This is a genomic window from Blastococcus carthaginiensis (assembly GCF_030731085.1).
GTDB lineage: Bacteria > Actinomycetota > Actinomycetes > Mycobacteriales > Geodermatophilaceae > Blastococcus > Blastococcus carthaginiensis.
Map to the genome: position 1 here is coordinate 465499 of NZ_JASNFN010000001.1, position 12814 is coordinate 478312.

Consider the following 12814-nt stretch of genomic DNA (forward strand, 5'->3'; position numbering starts at 1 on the left):
CGGTGCCGAGAACGAGGACGCGGGTGCGCCTGGCGCGCACCGGCCGGGCCGGCGCGGAGCCGGGTGCCCCGGGAGGAAGGCGATGAGGGGCCGGGGCGCGGTCATCGGCCGGCGTCTCCAGGGCCTGGCGTTCCTCGTCGTCCTGGTGCTCCTGCTGGGGCTGTCGGTGGCCGCCTACAACAAGGCGTTCACCGAGGTCGCCCGCGTCACGCTGGAGACCGACACCGCCGGCAACCAGCTGCAGGAGGCCTCGGACGTCAAGGTCCGCGGCGTCATCGTCGGCGAGGTGCGGGAGGTCCGGGCCGACGCCGACGGCGCGACCATCGAGCTCGCGATCGCACCCGAGCACCTCGAGCACATCCCGGCCGACGTGACCGCCCGGCTGCTCCCCAAGACCCTCTTCGGCGAGCGCTACGTCGCCCTGCAGGTCCCCGAGGAGGCGGGCGAGGAACGACTGGCCGACGGCGACGTCATCGGGCAGGACCGCGCCAGCAACGCCATCGAGCTGCAGCGCGTCATCGACGACACCCTGCCGCTGCTGCGCGCCGTGCATCCCGACGACCTGTCCTTCACCCTCGGCGCCGTCGCCGACGCGCTGCGGGGCCGCGGCGACGAGCTCGGCGCCAACCTGGCCGCCACCGGCGAGTACTTCGGCCGGCTCAACACCGTGCTCCCGGAGCTCCAGGCCGACATCTCCGGACTGGCCGACTTCGCCGAGACCTACGAGGGCGCCGCGGACGACCTGCTGGCGGTCCTGGACAACCTCGCGCTGACCAACGCGACGGTGGTCGACCAGGCCGAGATGCTGCGCCGGACGTTCACGGTGGGCGCGGGCTCGGCGGCCGTGACCGCGGACTTCCTCGAGCGCAACGAGCGCAATCTGATCTCCCTGGCGGAGACGTCGCGGCCGGTGCTGGGCCTGTTCGCCGAGTACTCGCCGGTCTACCCGTGCCTCCTGGAGGGCCTCAGCCGCTCGGTGCCCAGGATCGGTGAGACGTTCGGCGCCGACGGCGACCCGTCGCTCAACCTGAACATCCAATTCCCGTTCCCGCCCCGCAGCCCCTACGCGCCCGGGGACCAGCCGGTGTACGCGGACACCGCGCCGCCGGACTGCCGCGGCCTGGACGCCATCGACCGCGAGATCGCCGAGGCGCAGGCGGGGGAGTACTACTGCCCCTACCCGCCCGCCGACGGCATCGAGTCCCCGGAGAGCGCGGAGCGCCCCGAGCCGGCCTGCTACCACGGAGGAGCGGACGACGGCGGGAACCCGGACAACGTGCCCGGTGCGCGGGCCGGGAACGCGCTGCCCGACGTGCTGGCCGGCTCGACCGCCGAGCTCGATTTCGTCCGCAGCATCCTCGCCCACCAGACCGGCGCCCAGGCCGCGGACGTCTCCGAGCTCGGCGCCGCGACCCTGGCTCCGTTCCTGCGCGGCAAGACGGTGATGCTGCGATGAGCGGGCAGCTGAGAGGCCTGACCGGGCCGTTGGTCAAGCTGGTCGCGTTCGGGGTCGTGACCGTGCTCGCCGCCTATGTCCTCGTCAGCACCATCACCAACGCCGGCTACGGGGATCAGGTGACCTACCGCGCCCAGTTCACCGACGTGGCCGGCCTGGTCGAGGGCGACGAGGTCCGCATCGCCGGGGTGCGCGTCGGTCAGGTGGTCGCCATCGGGCTCGGAGAGGGGACCGAGCGGCCGTCTGCCGAGGTGGAGCTCGAGGTGAGCGCCGACGTCCCGCTGCCCGAGGCGGTGGAGGCGACGATCCGCTACCGCAACCTGGTCGGCCAGCGGTACATCGCGCTCACCGAGGGGGAGGGATCCCAGGGGCGGACGCTCGACGAGGGCGCCGTCATCCCCCTGTCCCGGACGACGGACGCACTGGACCTCACGGTGCTCTTCGGCGGGTTCCAGCCCCTGCTGCAGGCCCTCTCGCCGGCGGACGTCAACCGGGTGTCCTTCGAGATCATCCAGGTCTTCCAGGGTGAGGGCGGGACCGTGGAGAGCCTCCTGGCGCACGTCGGTTCGCTCACCAACAGCCTCGCCGACCGCGACCAGGTCATCGGCAGCGTCATCGACAACCTGACCACCGTGATGGGCACGCTCGCCGACCGCGACCAGCAGCTGTCCGGCCTGGTCGTCAGCCTCCAGCAGTTCGTCACCGGGCTCGCCGGTGACCGCGAGGTCATCTTCGACTCCCTGGACACCATCGACCAGCTCGCGCTCGCCACCAGCGGCTTCCTGGAGGACGCACGGGCGCCGCTGGCCGCGGACATCAAGGCCCTCGACGCCCTGGCGGGCAACCTGGCCGACACCGGTGACGTGGTGGAGCGATTCCTGCAGACCGCTCCGGTCAAGCTGGACCTCACCACCCGCACCGCCATCAACGGCAGCTGGTTCAACTTCTTCATGTGCCGGGCCGGCGGGACGGTCACGCTCCCGGCCACGGAGCTCGACCCGGGCGGGCGGCCGGTCGCCCGCCCGTTCGAGTTCGAGAGCGGCGCGGAGGGGTGCAGCTGATGGCCCGCACCTCCACGAACTTCCGCGACCGCAACCCGGTGACCATCGGCGCGGTGAGCCTGACGGTCATCGCGGTGCTGGTGCTCCTCGCCTTCAACGCCCAGTCGCTGCCGCTGATCGGTGGGGGCACCGTCTACGAGGCGCAGTTCTCCGAGGCGGCGGGGCTCAAGGAGGACGACCCGGTGCGGATCGCCGGGGTCAAGGTCGGCACTGTCGAGAGCCTCCGCCTGGAGGACGGCGCGGTGACGGTCGCCTTCCGGGTGAAGGACGCCTTCGTCGGCGACCGCTCGGAGGCGGCCATCAAGATCGAGACGGTGCTGGGCGCCAAGTACGTCGCCCTCGTCCCGCGGGGATCGGAGCCGCTGGACCCCGACGCGCGCATCCCCCGCGAGCGGACGGCCTCGCCCTACGACGTCGTGGAGGCCTTCGCCGACCTGTCGTCGACGGTCCAGGAGATCGACACCGGGCAGCTGGCGTCGAGCTTCGAGGTGCTTGCCGAGACCTTCGCCGAGACCCCGGAGGAGGTGCAGACGTCGCTGCAGGGCCTCGCCCGGCTGTCGGACACCATCGCTTCGCGGGACGCCCAGCTCCGGGAGCTGCTGGGAGCGACCCGTCAGGTGACCCAGGTGCTCGCCGACCGCAACGGTGAGTTCACCCGGCTGATCCTCGACTCGAACACGCTCCTCGCCGAGGTGCAGGAGCGGCGGGAGCTGATCGACGCGATCCTGACGAGCACCCAGGAGCTGGCCAGGCAGCTCTCCGGCCTGGTCGACGACAACCGCGAGACGCTGACCCCCGCCCTTCAGCAGCTGTCCCGGGTCACCGACATCCTGTCGCGCAACCGGACCGCGCTGGCCGAGACCGTGAAGGAGCTGGCCCCTTTCGTCCGGGTCTTCACCAACACCCTCGGCAGCGGTCGGTGGTTCGACAGCTTCGTCAACGACCTGCTGCCCACGGTCGTCGGCGCGGCCGCCTGCACGGCCGCCACCACGCCGGTGACCGGTTGCACCCAGGGAGGACAGGAATGAGCGGCGCACTGCAGCGCGGTGTCGCGCTGGGGGCAGCGCTGGTGCTGCTCGCCGCGCTCGGCTGGACGGTCCTGCGCCCGGCCGGCGAGTACCGGGTGACGGCCTGGTTCACCGAGACCGTCGGCCTCTACCCCGGCTCCGACGTGCGGGTGCTGGGCATCCCCATCGGCACCATCGACGACGTCCAGCCGCTCGGCGACAAGGTGCGCGTGGAGATGAGCATCGACGACGACTACGACGTGCCCGCCGACGCCTCCGCGATCGTCCTGGCACCGTCGCTGGTGTCCGACCGGTACGTGCAGTTCGCGCCGGTCTACGACGGCGGCCCGACCCTGCAGGACGGCGCGGAGATCCCGCTGGAGCGCACCGCCATCCCGGTCGAGCTCGACGCCGTCTACGGCGCCCTGGACGAGTTGTCGGCCGCCCTCGGGCCCGACGGGGCGAACGCCGACGGTGCGCTGTCCGACCTCGTCGACGTCGGCGCGGCCAACCTGGCCGGCAACGGCCAGGCGCTCAACCGCACCCTCACCGGCTTCTCCCGCGCTGTGCAGACCCTCGCCGAGAACCGGGACGACCTGTTCAGCTCGGTCGAGAACCTGCAGACCTTCACCACCGCGCTGGCCACGATCGATGCCCAGGTCGGCCGGTTCAACACGAACATGGCCGCCGTCGCCGGCCTGCTCGCCGACGAGCGGGCGGACCTGCAGGAGGCGGTCGCGCTGCTCACCGACGCGCTGGGCGACGTCGCCGGCTTCGTCCGGGACAACACCACCCTGCTCACCACGAACGTCGACCGACTGGCCGACGTGACCCTGGTGCTGGTGCAGCAGCGGGCGAGGCTCGCCGAGGTGCTCGATGTCGCACCGGCCGCGCTGGGCAACCTCGCGCGCGCCTACAACCCCGACTTCGGCACCCTCGACACCCGGGACAACGGCCTCGGGTCGCTGCACGCGGAGGTCGTCGTCTGCGGTGTGCTCGCCCAGGTGGGCCGGATCGACCTGTCGGTCGACCTGCCGCTGCCGGTCGACCCGGCCGCGCCGCTGCGCGACGCCACGGAGCAGATCTGCGCGCGACTGCTCTCCGGGGACGCGAACGCGGACGGCAGCCTCGACGACCTCAACGCCAACGGCATCCCCGACTACGAGGAGCTGCGCCGGGCACTGCTGGGCGGCGGCGTCGCCGGTGGCGGGGGCGGTGGCGGCGGACTCCTGCCCGGGCTCGTGCCGGTCCTCCCCGTGGGTGACCGGTGAGCCGGCGGGTGCAGCGGGCCGCTGCGTTGGCGGCCGCGACGCTGCTCCTCGGCGGCTGCGGGTTCCGCGGTGCCTACTCCTTCAGCCTGCCCGGTGGGGCGGACCTCGGCGACGCTCCGTTCACGGTGGAGATCGAGTTCCTCGACGTCCTCGACCTGGTGCCGCAGTCCGGTGTCCGGGTCGCCGACGTGCCGGTCGGCCGCGTCGAGTCGATCGCGCTGGACGCGGAGGACTGGACGGCGGTCGTCACCGTCTCCGTGAACGGCGACGTCGAGCTGCCGGCCAATGCCGTCGCGGCGATCCAGCAGTCGTCGCTGCTCGGCGAGAAGTACGTCGAGCTGGCTCTCCCCGGGAACGAGATGCCGGAAGGCCGCCTGGGCGAGGACTCCCGGATCCCGCTCGACCGCACCAACCGCAACGTCGAGGTCGAGGAGCTGCTGGGGGCTCTCTCGCTGGTGCTCAACGGCGGTGGGCTGGCCCAGCTGCAGACGATCAACCGCGAGCTCGGGAACGCGCTGGAGGGGCGGGAAGCCGAGATCAAGAGCACCCTGCAGCAGCTCGACACCTTCATCGGGGGGCTCGACGCCCAGAAGGCCGAGATCAACCGCGTCCTCGACCGCGCCGACGAGCTGGCCGCCACCCTGGCCGAGCGGACGGCGACGATCGAGAACGCCCTGGACGCCATCGGTCCGGGTCTCGACGTCATCGACGAGCAGCGCGGCCTGCTGGTCTCGATGCTCGAGGGCCTCGACCGCCTGGGCCGCGTCGGCACGCGGATCATCGACCGGTCGGCGGCCAGCACGGTGGAGGACCTGGAGCTGCTGCAGCCGATCCTGAGCCAGCTGGCCGCCGCCGGCCCGGACCTCGCGAACTCGCTGGAGCTGCTGCTCACCTACCCGTTCCCCGACAGCTCGCTCTCGGCGCTGAACTACCGGCAGGCGCAATCCGGCGGCACGGCGCTGTTCACGAACATGACCGCCACGGTGGACATGGACCTCACCCACCTGCTGTGCCGGTACGTCGTCGACCAGAGCGGCGCGCTACGGGAACTGCCGTTGCAGGAGGCCCTCACCCAGGGCAGGTGCGGTACCGAGGGAGCGACGGGGCAGGCCGGTGGCTCCGCCGGCGGAACGCCCGCCACGACGTCCGCCGCCGACCGCCCGTCGGGGCTCGGCGGCATCCCGGGACGAGTCCTGGACCAGGTCACCGGGACCGGCCAGCCGGCGGGCCTCCTCGGCCTGCCCCCCGTGCCGGAGGTGGGGCCGTGATCACCCGCAGCACCAAGCTGAAGCTGCTTGCCTTCGCCACCCTGGCCGTCGTCGGGATGGCCTACCTGGGGTTCAAGTACGTCGGGCTGGACCGCGCGCTCCTGGGCGGTGGCTACGAGGTGGCGGCGGATTTCCGGGACTCCGGCGGGATCTTCGTCAACGCCGAGGTCACCTACCGCGGCGTCGCGGTCGGCCGGGTGACGGACATGCAGGTCATCGACGACGGCGTCCGGGTGGTGCTCCGCATCGACCCCGACGCCGAACCCATCCCGGCCGACACCGACGCCGCGGTCGCCACCCGCAGTGCGGTGGGGGAGCAGTACGTCATCCTGCGACCCACCAGCGCGGGCGAGCCGTACCTGGACGACGGGGCGGTCATCCCGCAGGAGCGCACCAGCACCCCCGTGCCGGTGGAGCAGATGCTCCTCAACCTCGACGAGTTCGTGGGCTCGATCGACCAGGAGAACCTGCGGATCGTGGTCGAGGAGCTCGGACGCGCCTTCGAAGGGGCCGGGGAGGATCTGGGGCGCCTGATCGGCAACGGCGACCTGCTCCTGGCCCGGGCTCAGGAGTCGCTGCCGCAGACCCTGCAGCTCATCCGGGACGGTCAGACCGTCCTCGACACCCAGCGGGCGAGTCGCACGGCGATCCGCCAGTGGGCGGCGGACCTGCGGTTGTTCACCGACACGCTGGTCGAGATGGATCCGGACCTGCGCAGCATCCTGACCGACGCGCCCGACGCGGGGGAGGCGCTGCAGGGCCTGGTGGAGGACGCCGGTCCGGGGCTCGGCTCCCTCGTGCGCAACCTGGACATCCTCAACGGGGTGCAGATCCCCCGGCTGGACGGGATCCGGCAGATGCTGGTCACCTATCCCGACGCGGTCACCGGTGGCTTCACCGTCGTCCGCCGCGACGAGGACGGCGTGCTGCGCTCCCACTTCGGCTTCGTGCTGAACGCCGGGGAGCCGCACGCCTGCACGTCGGGCTACGTCGCCAGCGCGAGCACGCCCACCCGCGGTGCGGTCGAGAACGTGGACACCGACGCGATCCACTGCCAGGTGGTGGACGGTGTCGACCCCCGGCCGGCTGACGGCTACGACGAGAACGGCAGCACCATCCGCGGCGCGCAGAACATCGGCCGGGACGGTGGGCGCGGGCTGACGACCCCCCAGGAGGAGATCGGGAACGGCGGCCCGCCGCCGGCGGGTGCGCTCAGCGAGGTGCTCAGCGGGCTCCTCCACGCCAGCCCGATCGCCACGATTGCCGGCTGAGCACCGGCATGCCGCCGTCCCACACCGAGCCAGGACAAGGAGAATCGCCCGCGTGATGAGCGAAGCGCAGGCACCCGCACGGGAGGAGGACGTGATCCCCCCGGCTTTCGGTGACGGGCTCACCGGCGCGCCGCGCAGCGGGCGCGATGCCGACGGTGACCGTCGCACCCGGCCGTCCCTCCCGCTGGTCCCGACGCTGGCGGTGCTGCTCCTGGTGCTCCTCGCCGCGATCGCCGTGCTCTGGTCCACCCGCCCCGGGGAGTCGGCCGTCAGCACCGACGACTACGCCGAGGCGCTGCAGGCGGCGCGCTCGGGGGTCGTCGACCTGACCTCGTTCGACCACCTGACCCTCGACGACGACATCGAGCAGCTCAGGCAGATCACCACCGGGGACCTCCGCGAGGAGTCGGTGGCCGAGCTCGACGGCCGGCGGGAGGAGCTCACGGACCTGCAGGCCGTGGTGAACACCGAGGTCGTCGGGGCCGGGGTCACCCGGGCCGGTGACGACGAGGCGACGGTGCTGATGGTGATCCAGTCGACGCAGGAGAGCACCGCGAACCCGCAGGCCCAGGTCACGCGGTACCGCATCAAGGTGGACCTGGCCAAGGTGGACGGGCGCTGGCTCCTGTCCGGGATCGCGGGGACGGGAAGCGCCGGCGATGAGTGACGCCCAGGACGACCGCGCCGTGGGCGACCGGCCCAGCCCCTCGCCGAGGACCCGGTCGGTGGCCGGCGCCCGCCCCTCCCCGCGGCCCCGCGTCGCGGGGAGCCGGCGCGAGCGCAGCGGGGGCGAGCCGGTGGCGGAGGCCGCGACGCCGACGAGAGGGGGCGTGGCGGCGCCCGCGGCGGACCCCGGCCGTTCCTCGTCCACGGCGCGGCCCCGGTCGCGACGGGCAGCGGGCGCACCCGGCGCGGCCGCGGGCCCGGCCGCCCGGCCGGCCCGGCGGCGGATCCCCGCGACCGTCCTGGCTCTCGCGCTGCTGGCAGCCGTGGCCGCGGCGGGGATCGGGGGGCTCCTGTGGCAGCGATCGAACCCCGCCCACGTCGATCCGTCGATCTTCGCCGCCGCGCGCAGCGGCATCGAGGCCGTCTACGCCTACGACCACGAGGACTCCGAGGGCAGCGTCCAGCGCAAGCTGGACGCCCTGACCGGCGACCTGCGCGAGCAGTACGAACGCGACCTCTCCCAGGGCGGCATCATCGACACCTACGAGCAGGTGTCGGCGACGACCCGCTACGAGGTCCTCGACGTCGGGCTCCAGCAGGTCAACGACGCCCAGGACACCGCGACGCTCGTCGTCTTCGGCCAGTACGTCGTCGAGTCGGTCAACAGCGGCACCCAGCCGGCCCCGGAGGGGTCGGAGTGCCAGGTGACGCCCGAGGGTGCGCAGTCCTGCGTCCAGACGGTGCAGGTCCGCCTGGTCCAGGTGGACGACGACTGGAGGATCAGCGAGCTGACGCTGCTCACCACCAGCTGACGGCCCCGCCCAGCGGCCCGCGCCGAGCGTGCGAGGCGTGAGAAGGGTGGGGGTCCTCCTGGGCGTGGCGGTCCCACGGAGGCGGCGCCGCTGTCATCATGGGTGCGGCGCACGCCCTGCCGGCCCCTCCGTGGGCCGCGCGACCCGCAGGTGTAGCACCGGTCGCACCGGTGACCCCGACGTGGACACCGCGCTCCGGTAGGGGTAGGGTCTCCTGTTGCGCTGCCCTCTGACTGCCTGCCCGCCGAGACGGGTCACGACGGGTGCCCGGGAATCACCCGGGCCACTCCCGCGCTGACCTGTCCGGCGAGCGATCGCGGCCGTCGCGGACAGCCTCGCCATCACCGACGACGACCCAGGACGACCCCGCAGCCCACCGCCCGCACGTCGTGAGGTCCTTGGAAGGACGCATCTTGGCAGGCTCTCGCCCCACCAGCATCACCCCCGGCACCACCGAGTCCGGCACCACCCAGACGACCCCGGCCACGCAGGACGGTCCCCGCACCGGCGAGGCCGACCAGCAGAAGATCCCCGGCGCGCCGCTGCGCGTCTCGTTCGCCAAGATCTCCGAGCCCCTCGAGGTCCCCGACCTCCTCGCGCTCCAGACGGCTTCCTTCGACTGGCTCGTGGGCAGCCCCGAGTGGCGGGCCACGCTCTCGCCCGAGGAGCAGGCCGAGGCCGTCGGCGGGCTGGCCGAGATCCTCGAGGAGATCTCCCCGATCGAGGACTTCAGCGGCTCGATGTCGCTGTCCTTCTCCAACCCGCGCTTCGAGGACGTCAAGGCGTCCCTCGAGGAGTGCAAGGACAAGGACATGACCTACGCGGCGCCGCTGTTCGTCACCGCCGAGTTCATGAACAACACCACCGGCGAGATCAAGTCGCAGACGGTGTTCATGGGCGACTTCCCGATCATGACGGACAAGGGCACCTTCGTCATCAACGGGACCGAGCGCGTCGTCGTCTCGCAGCTGGTCCGCAGCCCGGGCGTCTACTTCGACAAGACCCTGGACAAGACGTCGGACAAGGACGTCTTCAGCGCCAAGGTGATCCCCAGCCGCGGTGCGTGGCTGGAGTTCGACGTCGACAAGCGCGACACCGTCGGCGTCCGCATCGACCGCAAGCGCCGCCAGCCGGTCACCGTGCTCCTCAAGGCCCTGGGCTGGGGCGAGGACCGCATCCGCGAGCACTTCCAGTGGTCGCCCACCGTCCTGGCCACCCTGGAGAAGGACCACATCGCCGGGCAGGACGAGGCCCTGCTCGACATCTACCGCAAGCTGCGGCCGGGCGAGCCGCCGACGCGCGAGTCGGCGCAGGCGCTGCTGGAGAACCTGTTCTTCAACCCGAAGCGCTACGACCTCGCCAAGGTCGGCCGCTACAAGGTCAAGAAGAAGCTGGGTGTCGACGTGCCGCAGAGCACCTCGACGCTGACCGAGGACGACATCGTCGCCACCATCGAGTACGTCGTGCGGCTCCACGCCGGCGAGCCCGATCACGGCACCGACGACATCGACCACTTCGGCAACCGCCGCCTGCGCACCGTCGGCGAGCTGATCCAGAACCAGATCCGGGTCGGCCTGTCCCGCATGGAGCGCGTGGTGCGCGAGCGCATGACGACGCAGGACGTCGAGGCGATCACGCCGCAGACCCTGATCAACATCCGGCCGGTCGTCGCCTCCATCAAGGAGTTCTTCGGCACCAGCCAGCTGTCCCAGTTCATGGATCAGACCAACCCGCTCGCGGGCCTGACCCACAAGCGCCGCCTCTCGGCGCTGGGTCCCGGCGGTCTGTCCCGTGAGCGGGCCGGCATGGAGGTGCGCGACGTGCACCCCAGCCACTACGGCCGCATGTGCCCGATCGAGACGCCGGAAGGCCCGAACATCGGCCTGATCGGCTCGCTGTCCTCGTTCGGCCGGGTGAACCCGTTCGGATTCATCGAGACGCCGTACCGCAAGGTCGAGAACGGTCAGGTCACCACCCAGATCGACTACCTGACCGCCGACGAGGAGGACCGCTTCGTCGTCGCGCAGGCCAACAGCCCGCTCGACGCGCAGGGCCGCCTCGCCGAGGAGCGCGTCCTGGTCCGCACCAAGGGCGGCGAGGTCGACTACCTCTCGCCCGAGCAGGTCGACTACATGGACGTCTCGCCGCGGCAGATGACCTCGGTCGCGACGGCGATGATCCCGTTCCTCGAGCACGACGACGCCAACCGCGCCCTCATGGGCGCCAACATGCAGCGCCAGGCGGTGCCGCTGCTGCGCAGCGAGGCCCCGCTGGTCGGCACCGGCATGGAGCTGCGCGCCGCCGTCGACGCCGGCGACGTCGTCGTGGCGGAGAAGGCCGGTGTGGTCGAGGACTCCACCGCCGACTACGTCACCGTCATGGCCGACGACGGCACCCGGCAGACCTACCGCCTGCTGAAGTTCCGCCGCTCGAACCAGGGCACCTCGATCAACCAGACCCCCGTCGTCGACGAGGGCCAGCGGGTCGAGGTCGGCCAGGTCATCGCCGACGGTCCCTGCACCGACCAGGGCGAGATGGCGCTGGGCAAGAACCTGCTCGTCGCCTTCATGCCGTGGGAGGGCCACAACTACGAGGACGCGATCATCCTGTCGCAGCGCCTCGTGCAGGACGACGTCCTGTCCTCGATCCACATCGAGGAGTTCGAGGTCGACGCCCGCGACACCAAGCTCGGTGCCGAGGAGATCACCCGGGACATCCCGAACGTCTCCGAGGACGTGCTGGCCGACCTCGACGAGCGCGGCATCATCCGCATCGGTGCCGAGGTCGTCCCCGGCGACATCCTCGTCGGCAAGGTGACGCCGAAGGGCGAGACCGAGCTGACCCCCGAGGAGCGGCTGCTCCGCGCGATCTTCGGCGAGAAGGCCCGCGAGGTCCGCGACACGTCGCTGAAGGTCAAGCACGGTGAATCCGGCAAGGTCATCGGCGTCCGCGTGTTCTCGCGCGAGGACGGCGACGAGCTGCCCGCCGGCGTCAACGAGCTGATCCGGGTCTACGTCGCCCAGATGCGCAAGATCTCCGACGGCGACAAGCTCGCCGGGCGCCACGGCAACAAGGGCGTCATCTCGAAGATCCTGCCGCAGGAGGACATGCCGTTCCTCGAGGACGGCACCCCGGTCGACATCGTGCTCAACCCGCTGGGCGTGCCCGGCCGGATGAACGTCGGCCAGGTGCTGGAGACCCACCTCGGATGGATCGCCAAGCAGGGCTGGCAGGTCAACGGCGACCCGGACTGGGCGAAGAACCTGCCCGAGGCCGCGAAGTCGGCGGCCCCGGGGACCCGGACCGCGACGCCGGTGTTCGACGGCGCCAAGGAGGACGAGATCATCGGCCTCCTCGGCTCGACGACCCCGAACCGTGACGGCGACAGGATGGTGCAGCCGACCGGCAAGGCGCGGCTCTTCGACGGCCGCTCCGGCGAGCCGTTCCCGGAGCCGATCTCGGTGGGCTACGTCTACATCCTGAAGCTGCTGCACCTGGTCGACGACAAGATCCACGCCCGCTCGACCGGCCCCTACTCGATGATCACGCAGCAGCCGCTGGGTGGTAAGGCGCAGTTCGGTGGCCAGCGCTTCGGCGAGATGGAGTGCTGGGCGATGCAGGCCTACGGCGCGGCCTACGCGCTGCAGGAGCTGCTCACCATCAAGTCCGACGACATCCTCGGCCGCGTCAAGGTGTACGAGGCGATCGTCAAGGGCGAGAACATCCCCGAGCCGGGCATCCCCGAGTCGTTCAAGGTGCTGCTCAAGGAGCTGCAGTCGCTCTGCCTCAACGTCGAGGTGCTCTCCGGCGACGGGCAGGCGATCGAGCTGCGCGACACCGACGACGAGGTCTTCCGGGCCGCGGAGGAGCTGGGCATCGACCTGTCCCGCCGCGAGCCGTCCTCCGTCGAAGACGTCTGATCGGCCGCCGGCCGGCCCTGAGCAGTCGGGGCCGGCCGGCCACCAACTCCAAGTCATGGAAGCGAAGCACTAGCCCCTGAAA

9 protein-coding genes are annotated in these 12814 nt (G+C 71.7%); all 9 read left to right on the forward strand.

Annotated elements, in window-relative coordinates; translation table 11 throughout:
- The first annotated feature begins 82 nt into the window (after positions 1 to 82).
- The 9 genes from QOZ88_RS02295 to rpoB all read left to right on the forward strand — a co-directional run bounded on the left by QOZ88_RS02295 (position 83) and on the right by rpoB (position 12732).
- The gene (locus tag QOZ88_RS02295) at positions 83 to 1456 is read left to right on the forward strand and encodes an MCE family protein (RefSeq protein WP_305998195.1); all 1374 of its coding nucleotides are present in this window, start codon (positions 83 to 85) and stop codon (positions 1454 to 1456) included.
- Positions 1453 to 2517 (forward strand): MCE family protein, encoded by a 1065-nt coding sequence (locus QOZ88_RS02300; RefSeq protein WP_091929124.1) that lies wholly within the window; start codon positions 1453 to 1455, stop codon positions 2515 to 2517. Before QOZ88_RS02295 ends, QOZ88_RS02300 begins: the two co-directional genes overlap by 4 nt.
- The gene (locus QOZ88_RS02305) at positions 2517 to 3545 is read left to right on the forward strand and encodes an MCE family protein (RefSeq protein ID WP_305998196.1); all 1029 of its coding nucleotides are present in this window, start codon (positions 2517 to 2519) and stop codon (positions 3543 to 3545) included. Before QOZ88_RS02300 ends, QOZ88_RS02305 begins: the two co-directional genes overlap by 1 nt.
- Positions 3542 to 4795 carry an MCE family protein gene (locus QOZ88_RS02310; protein ID WP_305998197.1) on the forward strand — a complete coding sequence of 418 codons (1254 nt, stop codon included), beginning with the start codon at positions 3542 to 3544 and terminating at the stop codon, positions 4793 to 4795. The genes QOZ88_RS02305 and QOZ88_RS02310 overlap by 4 nt, the downstream gene beginning before the upstream one ends.
- A complete protein-coding gene (locus QOZ88_RS02315) occupies positions 4792 to 6063 on the forward strand; it encodes an MCE family protein (protein WP_305998198.1) in 1272 nt (423 codons plus the stop codon). Before QOZ88_RS02310 ends, QOZ88_RS02315 begins: the two co-directional genes overlap by 4 nt.
- Positions 6060 to 7334 (forward strand): MlaD family protein, encoded by a 1275-nt coding sequence (locus QOZ88_RS02320; RefSeq protein WP_305998199.1) that lies wholly within the window; start codon positions 6060 to 6062, stop codon positions 7332 to 7334. The genes QOZ88_RS02315 and QOZ88_RS02320 overlap by 4 nt, the downstream gene beginning before the upstream one ends.
- 55 nt (positions 7335 to 7389) lie before the next feature.
- Positions 7390 to 8001 (forward strand): hypothetical protein, encoded by a 612-nt coding sequence (locus tag QOZ88_RS02325; RefSeq protein WP_305998200.1) that lies wholly within the window; start codon positions 7390 to 7392, stop codon positions 7999 to 8001.
- Complete coding sequence (locus QOZ88_RS02330) at positions 7994 to 8812, forward strand: hypothetical protein (protein ID WP_305998201.1); 819 nt, start codon at positions 7994 to 7996, stop codon at positions 8810 to 8812. Before QOZ88_RS02325 ends, QOZ88_RS02330 begins: the two co-directional genes overlap by 8 nt.
- A gap of 413 nt (positions 8813 to 9225) precedes the next feature.
- The gene (gene rpoB / locus QOZ88_RS02335) at positions 9226 to 12732 is read left to right on the forward strand and encodes a DNA-directed RNA polymerase subunit beta (protein ID WP_305998202.1); all 3507 of its coding nucleotides are present in this window, start codon (positions 9226 to 9228) and stop codon (positions 12730 to 12732) included.
- The last annotated feature ends 82 nt before the right edge of the window (positions 12733 to 12814 follow it).